This is a genomic window from Pseudomonas sp. A6, assembly GCF_052367875.1.
Lineage (GTDB): Bacteria > Pseudomonadota > Gammaproteobacteria > Pseudomonadales > Pseudomonadaceae > Pseudomonas > Pseudomonas citronellolis.
In genome coordinates, this window is sequence record NZ_CP198970.1 from 5,311,977 (window position 1) to 5,334,702 (window position 22,726).

Here is a 22,726-nt window from a genome sequence, read left to right on the forward strand (position 1 = left end):
ATCAGGCCTGGTCCAGCAACCACCGGCAATAACGCTCCACCCCCTCCTCCACGCCCAGCATCGGCGCGCGGTAGCCGGCCTCGCGGAGGAAGGCGATGTCGGCGCAGGTGTAGCACTGGTACTTGCCGCGCAGGCTGTCGGGGAATTCGATGTATTCCAGCAGGCCCTGGGCGATGGCCTGCTGCAGGTCCAGCGGCGGTTGGTCCTGCTGGGCGCGCAGGCTGTTGATGACCGCCAGGGCCACGTCGTTGAACGGCTGGGCGCGGCCGCTGCCGAGGTTGAAGATGCCGCTGCGCCCGGGATTGTCGAGGAAGTGCAGGTTGACCCGCGCCACGTCCTCCACCGAGACGAAGTCGCGCAGGTGGCCGCCGGCCGGGTAGTCGCCGTATTCGCCGAACAGTTGCACCTTGCCGCTGGCACGGAACTGCTCGAAGCAGTGGAAGGCCACCGAGGCCATGCGCCCCTTGTGCTGTTCACGCGGGCCGTAGACGTTGAAGTAGCGCAGCCCGACGACCTGGCTGTGCGCCTGCGGCAAGGCGCGGCGCACGCGCTGGTCGAAGAGGAACTTGGAGTAGCCGTAGGCGTTCAGCGGCCGCTCGTACTCGCGCAGTTCGCGGAAGTCGCGCCCGCCGCCGTAGACCGCCGCCGAGGAGGCGTAGAGGAAGGGCACGCCCAGTTTCAGGCTGGCCTCCAGCAGGTCGCAGCTGTAGCGGTAGTTGTTGTCCATCAGGTAGCGCCCGTCGCCTTCCAGGGTGCTGGAGCAGGCGCCCTGGTGGAACAGCGCGCGGACCACGCCGAAGCCGCCGCGGGCGTAGCGTTCGACGAAGTCGCGCTTGTCCAGGTAATCGGCGATGTCGCAGTCGGCGAGGTTGCGGACCTTGTCGCCCTCGGTCAGGTCGTCGACCGCGATGATCTCGGTTTCACCACGCCGGTTCAGTGCCTTGACGAGATTGCTGCCGATGAAGCCGGCCGCCCCGGTGACGATGATGCTCATGTGGGAACACTCCCCTGGGGAGAATGAATTGCCCACAGGCTATTGCGCGCATCGCCGGCGGCCTTTGATATAAGGCAGGAAAAGATAGCTCGCTAACGAAATACCCGACTCACGGCCGGTCGTTGTGCCCCAGGTCGCGCTGCGGGTCGATGCGGTCGCGCACCCGCTGCTTGAGCACCTTGGCCTCGGGGAAGCCGCCGTCGGCCTTGCGCTCCCAGATCTGCTCGCCGTCGCAGGTGATGCGGAACACCCCGCCGGTGCCGGGCTCCAGGCTCACCCGGGCGAGGTCGTCGGCGAAGGTGCTGAGCAGTTCCTGGGCCAGCCAGGCGGCGCGCAGCAGCCACTGGCACTGGGTGCAATAGGTGATGACGATTTCCGCTCTGGGCTGGCTCATGGCGACCGGGCTCCTGCTCTGGGATGCCTATAATAGCCGCCTGGAAGCCCGATCGGACCCCGCCCCATGCGCCGCCTGCTGTTCGCCCTGCTGCTGCTCCTTCCGCTGTCCACCCTCGCCGCCGGGCACCCGCCGAAGATCGGCCTGGTGCTGTCCGGCGGCGCCGCCCGCGGCCTGGCCCACATCGGCGTGCTCAAGGCCCTGGACGAACAGGGCATCCACATCGACGCCATCGCCGGGACCAGCATGGGCGCGGTGGTCGGCGGGCTCTACGCCGCCGGCTACACGCCCAAGGAGCTGGAGCGCATCGCCCTCGGCCTGGACTGGCAGCAGGCACTGTCCGACTCGCCGCCGCGGGTGGACGTGCCCTTCCGGCGCAAGCAGGACGACCGCGACTTCCTGGTCAAGCAGAAGCTCAGCTTCCGCGACGACGGCTCCCTCGGCCTGCCCCTGGGCGCCATCCAGGGGCAGAACCTGACCATGCTCCTGGAAAGCCTGCTGGTACACACCAGCGGCACCCGCGACTTCGACAAGCTGGCCATCCCCTTCCGCGCCGTGGCCACCGACATCGCCACCGGCGAGAAGGTGGTGTTCGACCGTGGCCACCTGCCCCAGGCGATCCGCGCCAGCATGTCGATCCCGGCGGTGTTCGCCCCGGTGGAGGTCGACGGCAAGCTGCTGGTGGACGGCGGCATGGTCGACAACATCCCGGTGGACGTGGCGCGCAGGATGGGCGTCGACGTGGTCATCGTGGTCGACATCGGCAACCCGCTGCTCGAACGCAAGCAACTGACCACGGTGGTCGACATGCTCAACCAGTCGGTCACCCTGATGACGCGCAAGAACTCCGAGGCGCAGCTGGCCACCCTGAAGCCCGACGACGTGCTCATCCAGCCGCCGCTCAGCGGCTACAGCTCCACCGACTTCGGCCGCGTGCCGCAGCTGATCGACGCCGGCTACCGCGCCACCAGCATCCTCGCCACGCGCCTGGCGGCCCTGCGCAAACCCCGCGACCAGGAGGCCGTGGCCCTGGCCGAGGCGCGCACGCCGGACGAGCGCACCCCGGTGATCGGCAGTATCCGCGTGGAGAACGACTCCAAAGTCGGCGACGAGGTGATCCGCCACTACATCCGCCAGCCGCTGGGCCAGCCGCTGGACCTGGAGCGCCTGCAGAGCGACATGAGCACCCTCTACGGCCTGGACTACTTCGACCAGGTGCAGTACCGCGTGGTCCGCGAGAAAGGCGGCAACGCCCTGGTCATCCACGCCCTGGGCAAGCGCAGCGGCACCGACTACCTGCGCCTGGGCCTGAACCTGTCGGACGACCTGCGCGGCGACAGCACCTTCAACGTCGGCGCCAGCTACCGCGTCAACGGCATCAACCGCCTCGGCGCGGAATGGCTGACGCGCCTGCAGATCGGCGACCAGCAGGAACTCTACAGCGAGTTCTACCAGCCGCTGGACGCCGGCTCGCGCTACTTCGTGGCGCCCTACCTGTTCAACGAGGCGCGCAACGTCGAGGCCACCGACAACGACGACCCCATCGCCGAATACCGCCTGGAGCGCTACGGCTACGGCCTCAACCTCGGCCGGCAGATCGCCAACAACGGCGAGATCCGCCTGGGCGTGGCCCAGGCCTTCGGCAAGGCCGACGTGCGCGTGGGCCAGCGGGACCTGCCGGACTTCCATTTCAACGAAGGCTACGCCGAGCTGAAGTACTCCTTCGACACCATGGACAACGTCGACTTCCCCCGCGAGGGCGAGGACATCCAGGCCAGCTACCGCGAGCACACGCCGTCGCTGGGCGACGACGACCGCTACCGCCAGTGGGAACTGCGCCTGGACAAGGCGCTGAGCAGCGGGCCGAACACCTGGGTGCTCGGCGGCGGCTACGGGCGCACCCTGGACGACGCCGACGTGGTGGTGTCGAGCTTCCTGCTCGGCGGCGCGCGCGAACTCTCCGGCTTCCGCCAGGACGCCCTGGCCGGGCAGAACTACAGCCTCGGCCGGGTGATCTACTACCGGCGCATGACCGAGCGCTCGTTCCTGCCCCTGGACTTCCCCTTCTACCTCGGCGGCAGCCTGGAACGCGGGCGGGTGTGGAACAACGACAACAGCTACGACACCGGCTACATCAACGCCATGAGCATCATGCTCGGCTTCGAGACGCCGCTGGGGCCGCTGTCGTTCAGCTATGGGTTGAACGATGCCGATGAGCATGCGGTGTACCTGAACCTGGGGCGGAATTTCTGAGGAAGCCCTGCGCGAATCGCGGATGAGATCCGCTCCTACGCCGCCCCACCCGCACCATTCCCCTGTAGGAGCGCGCCCTGCGCGCGATATCGCGGGCAGGGCCCGCTCCTACAGGTCGCCGGGAGGCACGGTATTCCTTCCCCTGTAGGAGCGGACCTTGTCCGCGATAGCCGGACATCCCGGCGCGATTCGCGGATGAGATCCGCTCCTACCGTACGGGCGGGCACGGCTTCTCGTAGGAGCGAGCTTGCTCGCGAATGAGCCCCGCAGCGGAGTCTGTTCGCGAGCAAGCTCGCTCCTACGAAGAGCCCGCGGCATGGCCTGCAAGACAGTTGCTCCCCCGCGCCATTCCCCTCGGGATTGCGCGAGCAGGCCTGCGGCCCCCTCACCCTAACCCTCTCCCGAAGGGAGAGGGGACCGTTCGGCGTGCTCGGGGAGATTGGAGTTAGCCGGAGAGTAAGGATTCTCCGGCTGAAACCTCACTCCCAGCCGGCACGTACTGCCCCCTCTCCCTCCGGGAGAGGGCTGGGGTGAGGGGAAAGCCCGAGCGCCGAGCCTCACCGGCTTCAGGCAACAAAAAGCCCGGCACAAGGCCGGGCTCCAGGTGAATCGGGGATGCTTCAGGCAATCCGCGCCAGCAACTCGCGGGCTTCTTCCTGTTCCTGCTTGTCACCTTCCTGCAGCACCTGCTCGAGAATCCGGTAGGCCTCGTCGAGGTCGCCGCGGTCGATGCAGGCGCGGGCCCGGTCGAGGCTGGCCAGCAGCTTGTCCTGCTCGCCGCCGGCGCGGCTCGGCAGGCCGAAGGCGCCGGCCTGCTCGTCGTCCAGGTCGAATTCCGTGACCTCGGGCAGTTCGCGCAGGTTGCTGCGGAAGTCCTTCAGGAGGTCCTCAGTGTCGTCCTTGCCGCCCTTGGCCGGCGAGCCCTTGGGCGAATCGAAGGCGTCCAGGCTGTTCCAGTCCACGTCCAGGGACAGCTCGCCCAGGTTCAGGTCGGCGCTGTCGCCCAGCGGCGGCTGTGCCGGCGCGGGATGCTCGCCGACGTCGCCCAGCTCCAGGCCCTCCCATTCGCCGAGGCCGTCGCTGATGGCCTGCTCGTCTTCGCGCTCGAGCATGGCGGGGTAGCGGGCCTTGAGCTGGTCGATCTGCTTCTGGTCGCCGCCCATCGCCTGCAACGCCCGCTCCTGCTCGTGGAAGGCGGCCAGGTCGCCGAGCTCGGCGAGCACCAGCAGCAGCTTCAGGCGCAGGTCGCGGCGCTGCGGTTCGGCGGCGACGGACTTGACCAGCATGTCGCGAGCCTGGCCGAAGCGGCCGTAGGCGATGTAGATGTTCGCCCCTTCCAGGCTGTCGCTGCTGGCGGCCGGCAAGCGGGCCAGGGAGGCCTCGTTGGCGCTGGCCAGGGGCGCGACGGCGGAAGCCACCACCGGCTTGGCCGGCGCTGCCGGGCCGGCCGGCGCCAGCGGCGGCAGGCTGGCGGCCTCGGGCTGCGCCAGGGTCGGCTCGTCGGTGCCGGGCTTGCGCCGGCGGTTGTAGACCAGGCCCAAAGCCAGCACCAGGGCTGCCAGGGCGGCCCACGGCCAGTAGCGGGTCAGGGATGCGTTTTCTTCGTCTTGCGCGACGGGCGCCTGGGGCACCGGCTTGGCGGCTTCCGCCGTCGGCGCGGGCGCGGGTGCAACTACGGGTGCGGCAGGCGCCGCTTCAGGCACCGGGGCGCTGGCCGGCGCGGCCGCTTGCTCGGCCTGGCGGCGGGCCAGCTCGGCCTGCAGGCTCTGCACCTGCTGGTCGCGGCTTTCCAGGGCCTTCTGCAGGGTGTCGAGCTGCTGTTGCAGGGTGTCCATGCGCTGGTTCAGACGCTCGCGCTCGGCGGTCATGTCGGCCAGTTGCCCCTGGGCCTGCGCCACCGTCGCCTCGCTCGGCGCCGGCACGGCAGGCGCAGCGGCGGCAGCGGTGTTCGTGGCAGTCGCCGGCGCGGCCTGGCCGGCGGGCAGCACCAGCTGGTAGCCAAGGCGCAGGCGGTGCGGGTTGCCGCCGATGAACGCCTGCGGGTTCAGTTGCTGCAGCTGGGTCATCAGTTCCTGGCGGGCGGCGCCCTTGGCGCCCAGGCGCCCGGAAATGCTCCACAGGGTGTCGCCCGCGGCGGTGGTGTAGCGCCCCTCGCCCGCAGCGATGGGCGCGCTTGGAACGGATGCCGGGCGCGCCGCCGCACTGCGCTTGGCCGGGCGGTTGGCTGCCGATCCACTGTCGGCGCCGCGCGTGGGAGTGCTCTGGGCATAGCTGCCACCGGCATAGCCCGGCGGGTCGATCAGCAGCGTGTACTCGCGCAGCAGGCGGCCATTGGGGCGCTCCAGCTCGAGGAGGAAATTCAGGTAGGGCTCGTGCACCGGTTGGGTGGAAACCACACGGATGTAGCCGCGGCCGTTACGGATCACCGGGGTGAAGCGCAGGTTCTGCAGGAAGGTGGTGCGATCCACGCCCATGCGCTCGAAGGTGGCCATGTCGGCCAGGCGGGCAATGAGCTCGTCACTGCTCAGGTCGCCGGGCTGCAGCAGTTCGATCTCCGCATCCAGCGGCTGGTTCAGCGCCGAGCGCACGGTGATGTCGCCGAGCCCCAGAGCATGGGCCTGGGAAGTCATGAGTGCCGAGAGTACGGCCATTGCCAGCGGCAAGCGAGTGAGTCGAGCCATAGGTCCCATCCCAGTTGTGTCCAGGTCTGCAGGCCATCCTTGACCTCGCTGTGCGATCGGTCGTGCTGTCCATGCAATATAGACGCCCATCCGGGACGTGGGTTGGCCCGGCAACGCCATAAAGGCTCATTGCCATTACGATTAGGCGCAGGCCCCGTCTAGGTCAAGACAATTCGTCGGAAACCCGGCGAAAGGCCTGGGTACCACTCCGAACGGATGACGGCCCCCGTAGGAGCCGTCAGAAGTTTGGCAATTCTACTCGAAAAAGTGTGAAGAATCGCTCAGTTCTTTTCCAGATTGGAGAGGATGCGGGAGAGGATTTTCTGACAGATTGCTATGTCCGACTCATCGATGCCGGCCAATACGTCATTGCGTACGCTGGCGGCGATGTTCTCGATGTCGGCGATCAGCACGTCGGCCTTGGGCGTCAGGCAGATGCGCTTGGCGCGGCGGTCCTCGGCCACCGCCTGGCGGCGCACCAGGCCCTGGGATTCGAGGCCGTCGAGCAGGCGCGCGAGGGTCGGGCCTTCGACGCCGACCGATTGCGCGAGCTCGCGCTGGGTGGGGATGCCGGAATTGCGCGCCAGGTGCAGGAGCACCAGCCAACGGGCCTGGGAAAGCCCCAGGTGGCTGAGGCGGCGGTCGAGTTCGGCGCGCCATGCACGCGAGGCCTGGGCCAGTTGGGTGCCGAAGTAGTGCTTGTCTTTATCTGTCATTGTGCTGCAGCAGTTTCAGGCTAATTGATTTGGCTAATTATTAGTCGGCTAATCAAGCCCGTACAATGACATTTTGTCGCAGGGCTTTACCCGTTCACCATTTGGCGTACTGGTCCTCGACGAAGCCCCAGAGGTCGTCGATGACCAGCGACGCGCGGCCATGGGGGCGCAGCTCGCCGCGGAAGCGCCCGAAGATCTGCTTGAAGTTGCTCGCCAGCAGACCCAGGTTCAGGCGTTCGCGATGCAGGCCGTGGGCTTCGAAGGCCAGGTCCACCTGGCCGTCGAAGGAGCGGATGCGCCAGGGGCCCAGTTCCCGGTCGCGGTCGAACTCGAAACGCACGCTGTCGACCTTGCACAACTCGCCGTCGAGCCAGAAGCAGTTCTCGGTGAAGCTGGTCTCGTTGACCCCGCATGACAGGTTCAGCCCCACCCGCCTCCCCTGCGCTTCGCCGGACAGGCAGGCCCAGTTCCAGAAGGTCTCGCGGCGCATGTAGCCGGCCGACCAGTCGTGGTGGGCGAAGGCGTCGATGGCGCGCAGGTCGAAGTCGCCCAGGGCGCTGCGCACCTGGCCCTCGCAGCGCACCCCGGCGACCTTGCGTGCGTATACCCAGCCGTTCACCGCCGCGGGCGTGCACAGGCTCATGGGCTGGAAGGCCGGCTCAGTCTCGTCGAAACAGGCGTCGATGCGCGTGCCGTCGTCCAGTTCCACCAGCAGGCGCTTGCGCAGCGGCCCGGCAGAATTCTCCAGGCGCAGCCGGTTGCGCCCCTGGCGCAGTTCGCAGGCGCCGTCGTCCGGGCGCTGCGAGAAGCGCGTGCCCAGGCCCAGCGGGCATTTGAAGCGACGTTCGAGCATGCGCCCGCTGCGCGGCTCGTAGAGGTAGACGAAGCCGACGGCCACCAGGCTCAGTTCGGCCAGGGCGCAGCCGCCGATCAGCTGCGGGCTGATCAGGCCGAAGTACTGGAACTGGTGGAAATTGCGCCACTTGCTCAGCGCGCCCAGCTTGCGCCCCATGGGCGAGCGGTAGTCGAAGTCGCGGTGGTTGACGTCCTGCGGGGTATCGGCGAACACCCCGTAGTGGGGCTGGCCGTTGGCCTGGATCAGTCGCTGCATGGCGGGCGCTCGGCTGCGGGGTCGGCGGCATCCTAGCACCGGCGTGCCAGCGGGCGCAGTCACCGGCGGCGCCAGGACGGGGGACCGAATGGGTCAGGCCACCACCTGGTTGCGGCCGAACGCCTTGGCCTCGTAGAGGGCGCGGTCGGCATGGGCGTAGATCGCCTGCAGGGCCAAAGGCATGTCGGGCTTCAGGCAGGAAACGCCGATGGACAGCGTCACCTCCGCGGCGGTGCTCGAACCCTCGTGGCTGATGCCCAGGCCCTGCACCGCCTGGCGCAACACCTCGGCGCGGTGCCGGGCCTCGTCCAGGTCGGTGCCATAGAGCAGCACGGCGAACTCCTCGCCGCCCAGGCGCACGGCCATGTCCAGCGGCCGCCGCGCGCTGGCCGCCAGGGCCTTGCCTATGCGGCGCAGCACCTCGTCGCCGGCCTGGTGGCCATAGCGGTCGTTGTAGGCCTTGAAGTGGTCGACGTCGCAGAGCAGCAGCGACAGTGGCGTGCCATCGCGCTGGGCCTGGCGCCACAGGCGCTCCAGCTGGCGGTCGAAGCTGCGCCGGTTGTGCAGGCCGGTGAGGGCGTCGTGGTCGGCCATCTGGCGCATCAGCCGGCTGACCAGGAAGTGCTCGCGGGACTTGTACTCCAGCAGGTAGCAGCCCACCGCGCCGACCAGGTTGCCCAGCAGCAGGAACACCAGGTTGTTCAGCAGCTTGGCCGGCGCCAGGCCGGCGTAGAGCTCGCAGCCCAGGTAGGCCAGGAGGATCAGCGAGGCCGAGCCCAGCGCCTCGGAGAAGCGCAGGCCGACCAGGAAGTAGGCGGCCATGCTGACCAGCAGCAGGCCTTCGTAGGGGTAGCCGGGGTCGACGCGGTGGGCGATGCCCACCACCACGGCGGCGCCGATGCCCACGGCGAGGATGCAGGCGAGGCTCAGCGGCACCACCAGGCGCACGAAGCGCCGCTGCAGGATCAGCCCGCCGCAGACAACCAGCAGCACCAGCACCGCGGCGCGCACGGCGAGCATGCTCCAGTGCTCCGGCCCCGGGATCAGCAGCAGGTCGATGGCCGCCAGCGCCAGCCAGGCCAGCACGGCGAAGCCGAGGGCGCTGCACTTGAGGGCGAAGTTGTCTTCCAGCAGGTAGGCGCGGTACTCGCCTTCCACGGGCGCGTCGAAGCGCAGGCGGCGGAAACCGCGGGCGAGCTGTTCGGCATAGGGGTTGGCGCGCACGTCGTCGAGCCAGGCATGTTGTGGCACGTCCGCCTCTTCTGGTGGAGGTCTTGGGCACACCTTAGCCCGTTGCGAAGCGCGTCACAAGTTTGTCGCCTCGAAACGCCACTTTTCTGTCAGCCATCAAAGCGCCAGCACGGCCGGCGCCGGTCTCAGACTTCCAGCTCGGCCTGCAGCGCGGCGCGCACGCAATGCAGCACGCCCTGCGGCACGCGGCCCTCGAAGCGCTCGGCCAGGGCCGCTACCGGCGGCAGCTCGCCGTCCTCTTCGAGGAAGGCGTCCTGCACTTCGGCCAGCAGCTCCTCGGGCAGGTCCAGGGCCTGTTCCAGGCTCAGCTGCTGCGCGGCAATGGCCTCGGCCAGCAGGTTGTAGACGTTCTTCTCGGTGCAATCGAGCTGGCGGGCGATCTGCGCCGGGGTCATGCCGGCGCGGGCCAGGCTGACCAGTTCGTGGCTGAGGTCGACCACCGGCGCTGGCGTGGCGGGCGCCGCCTCGGACTCGGTGAGCACGTCGAGGAAGGCCTGGCCGTAGCGCTCCAGCTTGCGCGCGCCGACGCCGCTGACCTGGGCCATGGCGGTGAGCGTGGTCGGCTGGCTGCGCAGCATTTCCAGCAGGGTGGCGTCGGGGAAGATGACGTAGGGCGGCACCGAATGCTCCTGCGCCAGCTTGCGCCGCAGGGTGCGCAGCGCTTCCCACATCTCGCGCTCTTCCTGGCGCACCAACTGGCTGGCCGGGCTGGCGCCGCCGGAGGACGGGGACTTGCTGCGCTGCGGCTTGGGATCGCGGCGCAGGGCCAGGGTCTCCTCGCCACGCAGCAGCGGGCGGCAGGCTTCGGTCAGGCGCAGGCCGTTGAAGCCGTCGACGTCCACATCGGCGAAGCCACGGGCGACCAGTTGGCGGAACAGCGTGCGCCATTCCTCCTCGCCGCGCGCCTTGCCGATGCCGAACACCGCCAGGTGCTGGTGCCCGACGCTGCGTACCTTCTCGGTCTCCTTGCCGAGGAGGATGTCCACCAGATGGCCGACGCCATAGCGCTGGCCGCTGCGGTAGATCGCCGACAGGGCTTGGCGCGCGGGTTCGGTGGCGTCCCAGGTTTCCACCCCATCGACGCAGATGTCGCAATGCCCGCAAGGGTTGGGCATCACCTCGTCGAAGTAGGCCAGCAGCGCCTGGCGCCGGCAGCGGGTCTCCTCGCACAGCGCCAGCATGGCTTCGAGCTTGTGCCGTTCGACGCGCTTGTGGCGCTCGTCGCCCTCGGAGTTCTGCATCATCTGCCGCAGTAGCAATACGTCCTGCAGGCCGTAGGCCATCCAGGCGTCCGCCGGCAGGCCGTCGCGGCCGGCGCGGCCGGTTTCCTGGTAGTAGGCCTCCAGGCTCTTGGGCAGGTCGAGGTGGGCGACGAAGCGCACGTTGGGCTTGTCGATGCCCATGCCGAAAGCGATGGTCGCCACCATGATCAGGCCTTCCTCGTTGAGGAAGCGCTTCTGGTGGAAGGCGCGCAGCTCGTTGGACAGCCCGGCGTGGTACGGCAGCGCCGGGAAGCCCTGGTTGGAGAGGAAATCGGCGACCTCCTCGACCTTCTTGCGCGACAGGCAATAGACAATGCCGGCGTCGCCGCGGCGCTCGGCGAGGAAGCCCAGCAACTGCTTGCGCGGCTGCTCCTTGGGCACGATGCGGTAGAAGATGTTCGGCCGGTCGAAGCTGGAGAGGAACTGCTCGGCGTTCTGCAGGTGCAGGCGCTGGATCATTTCCTCGCGGGTGCGCATGTCCGCGGTGGCGGTCAGGGCGATGCGCGGCACGTCCGGGAACAGCTCGGCGAGCTGGCCCAGCTGCAGGTATTCAGGGCGGAAGTCGTGGCCCCACTGCGACACGCAGTGCGCCTCGTCGATGGCGAACAGGCCGACGTTCAGGCGCTGCAGGAAGTCCAGCATGCGCGGCTGCACCAGGCGCTCGGGGGCGAGGTAGAGCAGCTTGATCTCGCCGCGCTGCAGACGCGCGGCGATGTCGCGCTGCGCCTCGGGGCTGAGCGAGGAATTCAGCGCCGCGACCGGCACGCCCAGCTCGTCGAGGGTGGCGACCTGGTCCTCCATCAGCGCGATCAGCGGCGAGACCACCACCGTCAGGCCCTCGCGCAGCAGCGCCGGCACCTGGAAGCACAGCGACTTGCCGCCGCCGGTGGGCATCAGCACCAGGGCGTCGCCGCCGCTGGCCACGCGTTCGATGATGCGCGCCTGGTTGCCACGGAAGGCGTCGTAGCCGAATACGTCTTTGAGGATGCGCTGGGCCTGGTCGAGCATGGGGGACTCCGTTTCGAGCCGGGCATTATACGCAAGCGGGGCGATGGGGGTGGGTCAGCCGTCGCAATGGATGGGGGGATGTTTTTTGTCTTGGCGTAGGAGGGAGCTTTTGAATGGAGTTTCCTGGAGGCTTTTGGGCTGTGCTTTGGAGCGCCCTCTCCCCAGCCCCCTCCCTGAAGGGAGAGGGGGCCGTTCGGAGTGGGTGGGGAGTTCGGAGTCTTCCTGAAACGCCTAACCCCACCCCGTCATTCCCGCGAACGCGGGAACCCAGTGACTGCGGGGTTCGCGAGCAAGCTCGCTCCTACGAAAAGCAAAAGCAAAAGCGGCTTTTGCTCTTGGGCTTCCAGAGATACACCCGAGCGCACCGGAACGCCCCTTCAGAAGGCCGAGCGAAACCGGCGCTCAGGAGGTCATGCGACATGGATGTCGCGAGAGCCCCGCGGGCTACAGGGACGTACCCTCGGGGCGGGCCTCCGTGGCGGGGGAGTTCGTGAGGGGAGCCCGACTCTGTCGGGCCCGTATGTCGGGGCAAGCCTTTTTGGTTCCTTTTGTGGCGTTTGACAAAAGGGACTCGCCCGAGGGGGCGAAACAAGAGACATCAACGCACTCGGAGCGGCGCGCTACACCAAGCCCAACCCCAAAGAAGTCTCTGGGTTCCCGCGTTCGCGGGAATGACGAGGTTGAGTTGAGGAGTGGGGGCAAGGTTCGCGAGCAAGCTCGCTCCTACGAAAAGCAGAACCCCACGCCGGCCACCAAGCCCCGTGGCTGGCCCGCGGGCCGCGGAAAGACTACAATTCAGGCCCGCATCCCCGCCGAGGTAGTAACCGATGTCCTTCGCCGACCAACTGGCCCGCCTGCAAGCCTTTCTCGATGCCGACGACCTGCACGAGGAAGCCTTGGACTATGTCGCGGCCCACGGCTACCTGACCGCCTTGGCGATCTGCCCGGACCAGGTGCCCGACCGCGAGTGGATCGATGCGCTCTTCGCCGAGCCGCCGCACTACCGCAGCGACGCCGAGCGCGAGGAAATCGAAGGCTCCCTGCTGCTGCTCAAGGCGCACATCACCCGCCAGCTGGCCGGCGACGAGGAACTGGAGCTGCCCTGCGAGCCCTACCTGGGCGACGAACCGGACGATTCCGACATCCGCGGCTGGTGCATCGGCTTCATGGAAGGCGTGTTCCTGCGCGAGGCCGTGTGGTTCGAGCAGGCCGAGGAAGAAGTCAGCGAGCTGCTGCTGCCGATCATGGTCGGTTCCGGGCTGTTCGACGAGCAGCCGGAGTTCGACGAGATCGCCCGCGACCGCCACCTGGTGGACGACATGGTCGCGCAGATCCCCGAGCTGCTGACCAACCTGTTCCTGCTCTGCCAGGCCCCGGAAGAGAAGCCGGCGCTGCTCAAGCCCCGCCAACACTGATCCGGCGCCTATGGCACCGCGGGAAATCCGCCGTAGCCGTCACGCCTGGGTGCGCTACCTGCTGCTGGCCGTCGGCTGGCTCAGCGTGGCGCTCGGCGTGGCCGGAATCTTCCTGCCGCTGCTGCCCACCACGCCCTTCCTGCTGCTCGCCGCGGCCTGCTTCATGCGCAGTTCGCAGCGCTTCTACGACTGGCTGGTGAGCCACCCCAGGCTGGGCCCCTGGATCAGCGACTACCTGGAAGGCAACGGCATCCCGCTCAAGGGCAAGCTCTACACGGTGGGGCTGATGTGGATCAGCATCGGCTTCTCCTGCTACCTGGTCCCGCACCTCTGGGCCCGGGTGTTCATGCTCAGCAGCGCGGTGCTGGTCAGCCTGTACATCCTGTTGAAGGTGAAGACCCGCCGCATCTGAGGCTCAGGCCGGCAGCGGCTCGCCTCCGCCCTCCCCGTCCGGCCCCGCTGGCGCCGGCACGGCGGCCACGCTGAAACCGAAGGTATTCAGCCCCGCCTCGCTGCGCACGAAGACGCTGCCGCCGTGCATGCTCGCCACCGCCTTGACGATGGACAGGCCCAGGCCGTGGCTGCTCTGGCTGTTGGCCCGCGCCGCATCGACGCGGTAGAAGCGCTCGAACAGCCGGGCGCGCTCCTCGTCGCCGATGGGCGTGCCGGGGTTGCTCACCTCCACCCGCGCGGCGCCGCCCTCGCCGCTCAGGCGCACCTCGATGCGCCCGCCCGGCGCGGTGTGCTGGGCGGCGTTGTACAGCAGGTTGGTCACCGCGCGCTGGAACAGGGCGCGCTCAACGCTGGCGCGGGCCTCGCCATGCAGCGCCACGCTGACGCCCTGCTCGTCGAAGATCACTTCGAGGAAGTCCAGGGTGTTGCCCACCTCGGCGCGCAGCGAGGTTTCCACCCGCTCGGCGGCCAGGCTGCCCTGGTCGACGCGGGCGAGGAACAGCATGTCGTTGACGATTGCGCGCAGGCGTTCCAGTTCTTCCAGGTTGGATTGCAACACCTCTTCGTAGTCCCGCGCGTCGCGCTCGCGGGACAGCGCCACCTGGCTCTGGCCGATCAGGTTGGCCAGGGGCGTGCGCAGTTCGTGGGCCACGTCGGCGTTGAACGACTCCAGGCGCAGGTAGGCCTGTTCCAGGCGGTCCAGCGCTTCGTTGAAGGCCTGGGCCAGGGCCGACAGCTCGGCCGGCAGGCGCTCCAGGCGCAGGCGCTGGGACAACTGCCGCGGGCTGATCTGCCGGGCCTCGTCGCTGAGCCGGTGCAAGGGCCGCAGGCCGACGCGGGCGATCCAGTGGCCGCACAGCGAGGCCAGGGCGATGCCCAGCGCCGACAGGCCGAACAGCGCCACCAGCGTGGCCTGGCGCGCCTGCTGGAAGGCCACGCTGTCGATGGCGGTGAGCAGCACCAGCGCCGGGCGCTCGCCGCTGGCCGGCAGGCGGCCGACGCGGGTGGACAGCGGCGAGCCGTGGTCCGGCAGCTCCAGCTCGCCGTAGCCGCTGCCGGCGGCCAGCAGGCGGCGCACCGGCTCGCTGGCCTGACCGTAGCGCAGGCGCGCGTCGTCGCTGTCGATCCAGAAGCGGATCAGCTCGTACTCCTGGCTCAGGGTGTTCAGCTTGCCCTGCAGGTGCGGCCAGCGCTGCACCAGGTCGGGCTTGTCGAGCATGCGCGCGACCATGTTGAAGCGGGTGTCCAGCTCCGAGCGCTGCAGGCGTTCGATCTGCTGGTCGAGCACCCAGTACAGCGCCGAGCCGATGAGCAGGAACGCGCCCAGCGCGGCGATGGCGAACATGCCGGCCAGGCGCGTGGACAGCGACAGGCCCTTCATCCGCCGCCCCCTTGCCCGGCGCGGCTCTCCAGCACGTAGCCCATGCCGCGGATGGTGTGCAGCAGCTTGGTCTCGAAGGGCCCGTCGAGCTTGGCGCGCAGGCGCTTGATGGCGACCTCGACGACGTTGGTGTCGGTGTCGAAGTTGATGTCCCAGACCAGCTCGGCGATGGCGGTCTTGGAAAGGATCTCGCCGCTGCGCTGGGCCAGCACGCAGAGCAGCGCGTATTCCTTGGCGGTCAGCTCCAGGCGCGTGGCGCCGCGGAACACGCGGCGGCTGACCAGGTCGATGGACAGGTCGGCGATGCGCATCTGCGTCGCGCTCTCCAGGTGCGCGCCGCGGCGCGTCAGGGCCTGCAGGCGGGCCACCAGTTCGAGGAAGGAGAACGGCTTGATCAGGTAGTCGTCGGCGCCCTCGCGCAGGCCGCGCACGCGGTCCTCCACGCGCTCGCGGGCGGTGAGCATGATCACCGGCGTCTGCCGCCGCTCGCGCAGGGCGCGCAGCACGCCGTAGCCGTCGATGCCGGGGAGCATCACGTCCAGCACTATCACGTCGTACTCGCCGTTGAGCGCCAGGTGGCGGCCGTCGATGCCGTCGGCCGCCACGTCCACGGTGAAGCCCTGCTCGCTGAGCCCGCGCTGCAGGTAGTCCGCGGTCTTGCTCTCGTCTTCGACTATCAGTACGCGCATGCCCGGCCTCCGTTCGCTGCGTGCGGCCATGCTAACCAGCCCCGCCTCATGCCGCACCTCCCAGGGCCACGGCGGCCGGCTTGCGGTGGAACAGGCGGTCCAGCGCCAGGTACACCACCGGGGTGCTGAACAGCGTCAGCGCCTGGCTCACCAGCAGCCCGCCGACCACCGCCACGCCCAGCGGCTGGCGCAGCTCCGAGCCGGTGCCGAAGCCGATCATCAGCGGGATGGCGCCGAGCAGCGCGGCCAGGGTGGTCATCATGATCGGGCGGAAGCGCGCCAGGCACGCCTCGCGGATCGCGTCATGGGGCGAGAGGCCGCGCTGGCGCTGGGCGGCCAGGGCGAAGTCGACCATCAGGATGCCGTTCTTCTTGACGATGCCGATCAGCAGCACCAGGCCGATCAGCGCCATCACCGAGAACTCCAGGCCCCAGCCCCAGAGCAGGAACACCGCGCCGATGCCGGCCGAGGGCAGCGTGGAAAGGATGGTCAGCGGGTGCACGAAGCTCTCGTAGAGCACGCCGAGGATCACGTACACGGCGAAGAGCGCGGCGAGGATCAGCAGCGGCTGGCTCGCCAGGGAGCTCTGGAAGGCCCGCGCGGCGCCCTGGAAGTCGCCGCCGATGCTGGCCGGCATGCCGATCTCCTGCTGCGCGCGCTGCACCAGGCGCACCGCTTCGCCCAGGGCCGTGCCCGGGGCCAGGTTGAAGGACAGGGTGGCCGCCGGGAACATGCCGTTGTGGTTGATCTGCAGCGGCCCCGAGCGCGCCGGGGCGACCCTGGCCACGGCGGCCAGCGGGACCATCTCGCCGCTCAGCGGCGAGCGCAGGTGGAACCAGGCCAGGCTCTCGGCGCGGCCGCGCTGGCGGGCGTCCAGTTCGAGGATGACCTTGTACTGGTTGACCTCGGTCTGGAATTCGCCGACCTGGCGCTGGCCGAAGGCGTCGTACAGCGTCTGGCTGATGTCCTCGGCGCTCAGGCCGAAGCGCGCCGCCGCCACCCGGTCGATCTGCAGGGCGGTGACGCTGGCGCCCACCTGCAGGTCGTTGGACACGTCGGCCAGCCCCGGCTCCTGCTTCAGCCGCTCGGTCAGGCGCTGCGCCCACAGCGCCAGCTCGGCGCTGTCGTTGCTGCGCAGGGCGTACTGGTACTGGGTGCGCACCGGGCCGGTGGCCAGGTTGATGTCCTGGGCCGAGCGCAGGTAGAGGACGATGCCGGGCACCCTGGCCAGCTTCGGCCGCAGGCGGTTGATGAACTCCTCCACCGAGACGTCGCGGTCGCCGCGGTTCTTCAGCACGATCCAGAAGCGCCCGTTGGCCAGGCTCTGGCTGCCGCCGGTGATGCCGATGGCATGGTTGTAGCTCTGCACCGCCGGGTCGGCGGCGACGATCTCGGCCAGTTGGCGGTGCTTCTCGGCCATGTCGGCGTAGGAGATGTCCTCGGCGGCCTGGGTGGTGCCGAACACGAAGGCGGTGTCCTGCAGCGGGAAGAAGCCTTTGGGGATGCCCGCGTAGCCGGCCACCGCCAGCGCGATGCACAGGCCGAAGCCGGCCAGCACCGTGCGCTGGTGCCGCAGCGACCAGTCCAGACCGCGGGCGTAGCGGGCCAGCAGCCATTCGGAAATGCCGCCGTGGCCGGCGTGCTTCGGCGCGCCCATGAAGCGCGAGGCGAGCATCGGCGCCACCGTCAGCGAGGCCAGCACCGAGAGCAGGATGGCCGCCGTGACGCTGACGGCGAACTCGCGGAACAGCCGGCCGACGATGCCGCCCATGAACAGCAGCGGGATGAACGCGGCGATCAGCGAGAAGCTGATGGAAACGACCGTGAAGCCGATCTCCGCAGAGCCGTCCAGGGCCGCCAGCACGCGGTCCTTGCCCTGCTCCAGGTGGCGGTGGATGTTCTCCACCACCACGATGACGTCGTCGACGATGAAGCCCACGGCGATGATCAGCGCCACCAGGGTCAGGTTGTTCAGGGTGAAGCCCAGCAGGTACATGGCGGAGAAGCTGGCGCTCAGCGACACCGCCAGCACCGTGGCGACGATCAGCGTCGCCGACAGCTGGCGCAGGAACAGGCCCATCACCAGCACCACCAGGCCCATGGTCAGCAGCAGCGTCAGCTCCACCTCGTGCAGCGAGGCGCGGATGGTGCGCGTGCGGTCGTTGAGCACCTCCACCTCGACGCCGGCCGGGAGCATCCCGCGCAGGCGCGGCAGGGCCGCCTGGATGGCGTCGGAGGTGGCGACTATGTTCGCCCCCGGCTGGCGCAGCACCACCAGGGCCACGCCGGGGCGGCCGTTGGGCCAGGCCTTGACGTAGTCGTCCTCCGGCGCCCTGACCACCCGCGCCAGGTCGCGCAGGAACACCGGGGCGCCGGCACGGTAGGCCACCACCAGATCGTCGTAGTCGGCTGGGCTGAACAGTTGGTCGTTGGCCGCCAGGGTGGACACCCGGCCGTCGCCGAAGAGCGCGCCCTTGGCCTGGTTGATGCTGGCCGACTGCAGCGCCTGGCGCAGGTCGGCGAGGGTCAGGCGGTAGGCGGCGAGCTTCTCCGGCTGCGCCTGGATGCGGATCGCCGGGCGCTGCTGGCCGACCACGAAAATCTGCCCCACTCCGGCTATCTGGCTCAGTTGGCGGGCCAGCAGCACTTCGGCGTAGTCGCTCAGCTCGATCAGCGGCAGCAGCTCGGAATTGACCCGCAGGATCATGATCGGGCTGTCCGCCGGGTTGACCTTGCGCCAGGTGGGCAGGTTCGGCAGGTCCGCCGGCAGGCGCCCGGAGGCGGCGTTGATGGCCGCCTGGACTTCCTGGGCGGCGACGTCGATGTCCTTCTCCAGCTCGAACTGCAGGGTCAGGGTGGTGGAGCCCAGGGCGCTGCTGGAGGTCATCTCGGCGATGCCGGGAATGGCGCTGAACTGCACCTCCAGCGGCGTGGCCACGGCCGAGGCCATGGTCTCCGGGCTGCCGCCGGGCAGCAGGGCGTTGACCTGGATGGTCGGGAAATCCACCTGCGGCAGCGGCGCCACGCCCAGGCGCAGGAAGGCCAGCAGGCCGAGCAGCAATGAGGCGATGGTCAGCAGGCAGGTGGCGATGGGGTGGCGCACGCACCAGCCGGACATGCCGGCGCGCACGCTCACGGCTGGCTCCGGCGCAGGGCCAGGGCCGGCGCCTCGCCCAGCACTTCGACGCGGGCGCCGGGGACCAGCCGCGAATGGCCGTCGAGCACCACCGCCTCGCCGGCCTCCAGGCCTTCCACCAGGCTGCGCCCGTCGACCTCCTGCAGCACCCGCACCGGCACGACCTCGGCCTTGCCGTCCACCACCCGGTACACGAAGGCGCCTTCCAGACCGCGGCGCACGGCGCGGCTGTCCAGCACCAGGCCGTCGCGCAGCACGCCGGTGCGCAGGTCCACGGCGACGAACTGGCCGGGCCAGAGCTTGCCGTCGGGGTTGTCGAACACCGCGCGCACGCGGATGGTGCCGGTGCTGCTGGCCACCTGGTTGTCGATGCTGCGCAGGCGGCCCTCGCCCAGCAACTGGCCGCCGTCGCGGCTGTAGGCGCTGACTAGGGTGTCGCCGCCGAGCAGCGGCTGCAGTTGCGGCAGGCTTTCCTGGGGCAGCGCGAAGACCACCGAGATGGGCGCTATCTGCGTCACGCTGAACAGGCTGCTGTCATCGTTGGTGCGCAGCAGGTTGCCGACGTCGACGTTGCGGATGCCCACGCGGCCGGCCACCGGCGAGGTGATCCGGGTGTAGGACAGGCGCACGCGCTCGGCGTCGATGGTCGCCTGGTTGGCCCGCAGGGTGGCGCGCAGCTGCGCGGCCTGGGCCTCCTGCTGTTCGAGAATCTGCCGGGAGATGGAGCCGCGCTCGATCAGGGTGCGGTAGCGCTGCAGGTCCTGCTCGACGATGCGCAGTTGCGCCTGGTTGCTCTGCCGGGTGGCCTCGGCCTGCTCCAGGGCGGCGGCGATGGCGCGGTCGTCGATGGTCGCCAGCAACTGGCCGCGCTCGACCAGTTGCCCCTCCTCCACCAGCAAGGCGGTCAGCTGGCCCTCGACCTGCGGCCGCAGCAGCACGCTGTGCAGGGAAGTGACGGTGCCGACGCCGGCAAGGTTCTGCGCCAGGTCCTCGCGCGCCACCCGCACCAGGGTCACCGGCACTCCGGGCGCCGCGGCGGCCGCCCGCGGCTCGCCCTGGCGCGCGCCGAGCCCCCAGGCCAGGGCGCCCGCCAGCACCACGCCAAGCAGCCCCGCCGCCATCCCTATCCGCCTGCCTTGCGCCTGCATGCCGCCCTCCTCCTCGTCGCGGCCCGGCGGACCGCATCCTGCGTTTATAGGCCAGGCCGCGGGACTTCACCCTGACCCGAAGATGACAATGCTGTCAGTTTCGCCGCCGTCGACAGCCGCCAGGCAGCGCCTAGACTTCACTCATTCCCCCTGGAGCCCCGGCGATGCGGCCACTGCAAGGAGCCCTCCGGCTGTTCGTCCGCCCGTCCGGGGCCGGCCTGGCGCTGCTCCTCGTCCTGGCCCTGGGCATCCAGGCGCAATGGGACTTCGACGCCATCCTGCGCAAGGCCGAGCAACGCTGGGGCGACCTGGGCCCGGAGCGCCAGCGCATCCGCGACTGGGGCGAGCTGCTGCAAAGCGCCCGGGGCCAGGACGAGGCCGGCAAGCTCAAGGCCGCCAACGACTTCTTCAACGCCAGCCTGGCGTTCCGCGACGACCGCAGCGTGTGGGGCCAGGAAGACTACTGGGCGACGCCCGTCGAGGCCCTGTACAAGGGCGCCGGCGACTGCGAGGACTACGCCATCGCCAAGTACGTCACCCTGCGCCAGCTCGGCATCCCCAGCGACAAGCTGCGTATCACCTACGTCAAGGCGCTGCGCCTGAACCAGGCGCACATGGTGCTGACCTGGTACGCCAGCCCCGACGCCGAGCCGCTGGTGCTCGACAACCTCATCCCGCAGATCCGCCCCGCCTCGCAGCGCCAGGACCTGCTCCCGGTCTACGCCTTCAACGCCGAAGGGCTGTGGTTGCCCGGCCCCGGCGGCGGCAAGCGCAGCGGCAGCAGCAAGCAGCTGTCGCGCTGGCAGGACCTGTTGACCAAGATGCGCGGCGAGGGGCTGATCCTCGACGAGACGCGCTAGGAGGCATGCATGTCGCTACTCAAGCAACTCTTCCTGGCCATCTGCCTGTTCCTGGTGGTGGCCTTCGCCGGCAGCTTCGCCACCAGCCTGGAGAGTTCCCGCGAGCAGCTCATAAGCCAGTTGCGCTCCCACGCCCAGGACGCCGCCACCGCCCTGGGGCTGTCACTGACGCCCCACGTCGACGATCCGGCGATGATCGAGCTGATGGTCAGCTCCATCTTCGACAGCGGCTACTTCGCCAGCATCCGCGTGGTGCGCATCGCCGACGGCCAGGTGCTGGTGGAGCGCAAGGCCGCCCCCGGCAACGGCGAGGTGCCCGGCTGGTTCGCCCGCCTGGTCAACCTCAAGGCCGAAGGCGGCGACGCCCTGATCATGCGCGGCTGGGAACAGGCGGCGCGGGTCGAGGTGGTCAGCCACCCGCAGTTCGCCCTGGCGCGGCTGTGGGACAGCGCCCTGGGCAGCCTGGCCTGGCTGCTCGGTTGCGGGGTGGTCAGCGCGATCCTCGGCGGCTGGCTGCTGCGCACCCAGTTGCGGCCGCTGGACCAGATGGTGCAACAGGCCCGGGCCATCACCCGCCGCGAATTCCTCACCCTGCCCCGCGAGCCGCGCACCCCGGAACTGCGCCGGGTGGTGCAGGCGATGAACCAGATGGTCGAGAAGCTCAAGGCGCTGTTCGCCGAGGAGGCCTCGCGCAGCGAGAAGCTGCGCGAGGAGGCCTACCAGGACAGCCTCTCCGGCCTGGCCAACCGGCGCCTGTTCGACGCCCGCCTGGAAGCCCAGCTGACGCCCGGCGAGCAGAGCGCCGCCGGCTACCTGCTGCTGCTGCGCCTGAACGACCTGGCCGGGCTCAACCAGCGCCTGGGCGGCCAGCGCACCGACGCGCTGATCCGCGAAGTCGCCGGCCTGCTGCAGGGCGCCCTGGCCCAGCAAGGCAAGCCCGACTGGCTGGCCGCGCGCAGCCGCGGCGGCGAGTTCACCCTGCTCGCCCCGGGGCTGGACGGCAGTGGCGCCGAGCGCCTGGCCGAAGCCCTCAGCGACCAGCTGGAAAGCCTCCAGCGCACCGGCGCCAGCGACGTCCAACCGGTGGCGCACCTGGGCCTGGCCGCCTTCCGCCCGGGGGAGGCGGCGGCCAGCGTCCTGGCCCGCGCCGACCAGGCCCTGGCCAGCGCCCAGGCCAGCGCCGAACGGCCCTGGCAGCGCCTCGACGAATCCAATGGCCAGCCGGCCCAGGACAGCCACGCCTGGCACGCCTGGATCGACAGCGCGCTGCAGAAGAGCCAGTTGCAACTGTGGTTCCAGCCGGTGCGCGCCTGCGCCGACGGCGCCCTGCTGCAGCAGAAGCTGCTGGCGCGCCTGCTCGACCCGCAGGGCCAGGCGGTGGCCGCCGGGCAGTTCCTGCCCTGGGTGGAGCGCTTCGGCTGGGCAGCGCGCCTGGACCGGGCCATGCTCGAACACGCCCTGGCCCACCTGGCCCAGCACCCCGAGCCCGTGGCGCTGAGCCTGTCGGCCGCCAGCGTGCGCGAGCCCCGGGCCTTGCGGCCACTGCTCGAAGCCATCAAGGCCAACCCGCAGCAGGCCGCCCTGCTGACACTGGAACTGGATGAACGCTACCTGCCACCGCCGGCCGAACTGGAACAGCTCGGCCAGGCCGTGCGCGAAACCGGCGCCAGCCTCGGCCTGCAGCATTTCGGCGGGCGCTTCAGCCTGATCGGCAACCTCACCCACCTGGGCCTGGCCTATCTGAAGCTCGACGGCAGCTACATCCGCGCCATCGACCAGGACCAGGCCAAGCGCCTGTTCATCGAGGCGGTGTTCCGAGCCACCAACAGCATCGACCTGCCGCTGATCGCGGAGATGGTGGAGAGCGAGGGGGAATTGCGGGTGTTGCGGGAGATGGGGATCAAGGGGGCGATGGGGCGGTTGATCGGGGCGCCGGCGCCGTGGGGTGAGGGGGGGTAGAGGTGGGATTGCGAG

16 protein-coding genes are annotated in these 22,726 nt (G+C 69.6%); 5 read left to right on the top strand and 11 right to left on the bottom strand.

Annotated features, from left to right (window positions below):
* Position 1 precedes the first annotated feature (1 nt).
* Together rfaD and ACTWJ5_RS23285 are read right to left on the bottom strand one after the other, a co-directional pair.
* Positions 2 to 994, bottom strand: coding sequence for an ADP-glyceromanno-heptose 6-epimerase (rfaD, locus tag ACTWJ5_RS23280; RefSeq protein ID WP_444436647.1), 993 nt, complete (start codon positions 992 to 994; stop codon positions 2 to 4).
* A gap of 109 nt (positions 995 to 1,103) precedes the next feature.
* Positions 1,104 to 1,388, bottom strand: a complete 285-nt coding sequence (locus tag ACTWJ5_RS23285) for a SelT/SelW/SelH family protein (protein WP_009620440.1) — start codon at positions 1,386 to 1,388, stop codon at positions 1,104 to 1,106.
* 66 nt (positions 1,389 to 1,454) lie between these two features.
* On the opposite strand from ACTWJ5_RS23285, the gene ACTWJ5_RS23290 reads away from it, so the two are divergent.
* Complete coding sequence (locus tag ACTWJ5_RS23290) at positions 1,455 to 3,641, top strand: patatin-like phospholipase family protein (protein ID WP_301500655.1); 2,187 nt, start codon at positions 1,455 to 1,457, stop codon at positions 3,639 to 3,641.
* A 620-nt stretch (positions 3,642 to 4,261) separates the two neighbouring features.
* Here ACTWJ5_RS23290 and ACTWJ5_RS23295 read toward each other — a convergent pair.
* The 5 genes from ACTWJ5_RS23295 to recQ all read right to left on the bottom strand — a co-directional run bounded on the left by ACTWJ5_RS23295 (position 4,262) and on the right by recQ (position 11,670).
* The gene (locus ACTWJ5_RS23295; RefSeq protein WP_444436648.1) at positions 4,262 to 6,322 is read right to left on the bottom strand and encodes a FimV/HubP family polar landmark protein; all 2,061 of its coding nucleotides are present in this window, start codon (positions 6,320 to 6,322) and stop codon (positions 4,262 to 4,264) included.
* Positions 6,323 to 6,603: 281 nt separating this feature from the next.
* Complete coding sequence (gene slyA, locus ACTWJ5_RS23300) at positions 6,604 to 7,038, bottom strand: transcriptional regulator SlyA (protein WP_009620445.1); 435 nt, start codon at positions 7,036 to 7,038, stop codon at positions 6,604 to 6,606.
* A gap of 94 nt (positions 7,039 to 7,132) precedes the next feature.
* Positions 7,133 to 8,149: a DUF2804 domain-containing protein gene (locus tag ACTWJ5_RS23305; protein ID WP_444436649.1), complete on the bottom strand. Its 1,017-nt coding sequence runs from the start codon at positions 8,147 to 8,149 to the stop codon at positions 7,133 to 7,135.
* A 93-nt stretch (positions 8,150 to 8,242) separates the two neighbouring features.
* On the bottom strand, positions 8,243 to 9,400 hold the full coding sequence (locus ACTWJ5_RS23310) for a GGDEF domain-containing protein (RefSeq protein ID WP_074977294.1): 1,158 nt from the start codon (positions 9,398 to 9,400) through the stop codon (positions 8,243 to 8,245).
* Between the two features lie 125 nt (positions 9,401 to 9,525).
* The gene (gene recQ, locus ACTWJ5_RS23315; protein ID WP_444436650.1) at positions 9,526 to 11,670 is read right to left on the bottom strand and encodes a DNA helicase RecQ; all 2,145 of its coding nucleotides are present in this window, start codon (positions 11,668 to 11,670) and stop codon (positions 9,526 to 9,528) included.
* A gap of 827 nt (positions 11,671 to 12,497) precedes the next feature.
* Between recQ and ACTWJ5_RS23320 the strand changes: the two genes are divergently transcribed.
* Together ACTWJ5_RS23320 and ACTWJ5_RS23325 are read left to right on the top strand one after the other, a co-directional pair.
* Complete coding sequence (locus ACTWJ5_RS23320; RefSeq protein WP_043271008.1) at positions 12,498 to 13,085, top strand: UPF0149 family protein; 588 nt, start codon at positions 12,498 to 12,500, stop codon at positions 13,083 to 13,085.
* 10 nt (positions 13,086 to 13,095) lie between these two features.
* Entirely contained in the window at positions 13,096 to 13,497 is a 402-nt protein-coding gene (locus ACTWJ5_RS23325; RefSeq protein ID WP_074977298.1) for a YbaN family protein, read from the top strand.
* A 3-nt stretch (positions 13,498 to 13,500) separates the two neighbouring features.
* On the opposite strand, the gene ACTWJ5_RS23330 is transcribed toward ACTWJ5_RS23325, so the two are convergent.
* From ACTWJ5_RS23330 to ACTWJ5_RS23345, 4 genes are read right to left on the bottom strand one after another with little or no spacing between them, the layout of a single operon-like run.
* Entirely contained in the window at positions 13,501 to 14,919 is a 1,419-nt protein-coding gene (locus ACTWJ5_RS23330) for a heavy metal sensor histidine kinase (protein WP_444436651.1), read from the bottom strand.
* Entirely contained in the window at positions 14,916 to 15,608 is a 693-nt protein-coding gene (locus tag ACTWJ5_RS23335) for a heavy metal response regulator transcription factor (protein WP_249917394.1), read from the bottom strand. Before ACTWJ5_RS23335 ends, ACTWJ5_RS23330 begins: the two co-directional genes overlap by 4 nt.
* Before the next feature lie 46 nt (positions 15,609 to 15,654).
* Positions 15,655 to 18,744, bottom strand: coding sequence for a multidrug efflux RND transporter permease subunit (locus ACTWJ5_RS23340; RefSeq protein WP_249917395.1), 3,090 nt, complete (start codon positions 18,742 to 18,744; stop codon positions 15,655 to 15,657).
* Complete coding sequence (locus ACTWJ5_RS23345; RefSeq protein ID WP_444436652.1) at positions 18,741 to 19,892, bottom strand: efflux RND transporter periplasmic adaptor subunit; 1,152 nt, start codon at positions 19,890 to 19,892, stop codon at positions 18,741 to 18,743. Before ACTWJ5_RS23345 ends, ACTWJ5_RS23340 begins: the two co-directional genes overlap by 4 nt.
* A 164-nt stretch (positions 19,893 to 20,056) precedes the next feature.
* Between ACTWJ5_RS23345 and lapG the strand changes: the two genes are divergently transcribed.
* Positions 20,057 to 20,752, top strand: coding sequence for a cysteine protease LapG (gene lapG / locus ACTWJ5_RS23350; RefSeq protein ID WP_444436653.1), 696 nt, complete (start codon positions 20,057 to 20,059; stop codon positions 20,750 to 20,752).
* Between the two features lie 9 nt (positions 20,753 to 20,761).
* Positions 20,762 to 22,711, top strand: a complete 1,950-nt coding sequence (gene lapD / locus ACTWJ5_RS23355) for a cyclic di-GMP receptor LapD (RefSeq protein WP_444436654.1) — start codon at positions 20,762 to 20,764, stop codon at positions 22,709 to 22,711.
* Positions 22,712 to 22,726 lie beyond the last annotated feature (15 nt).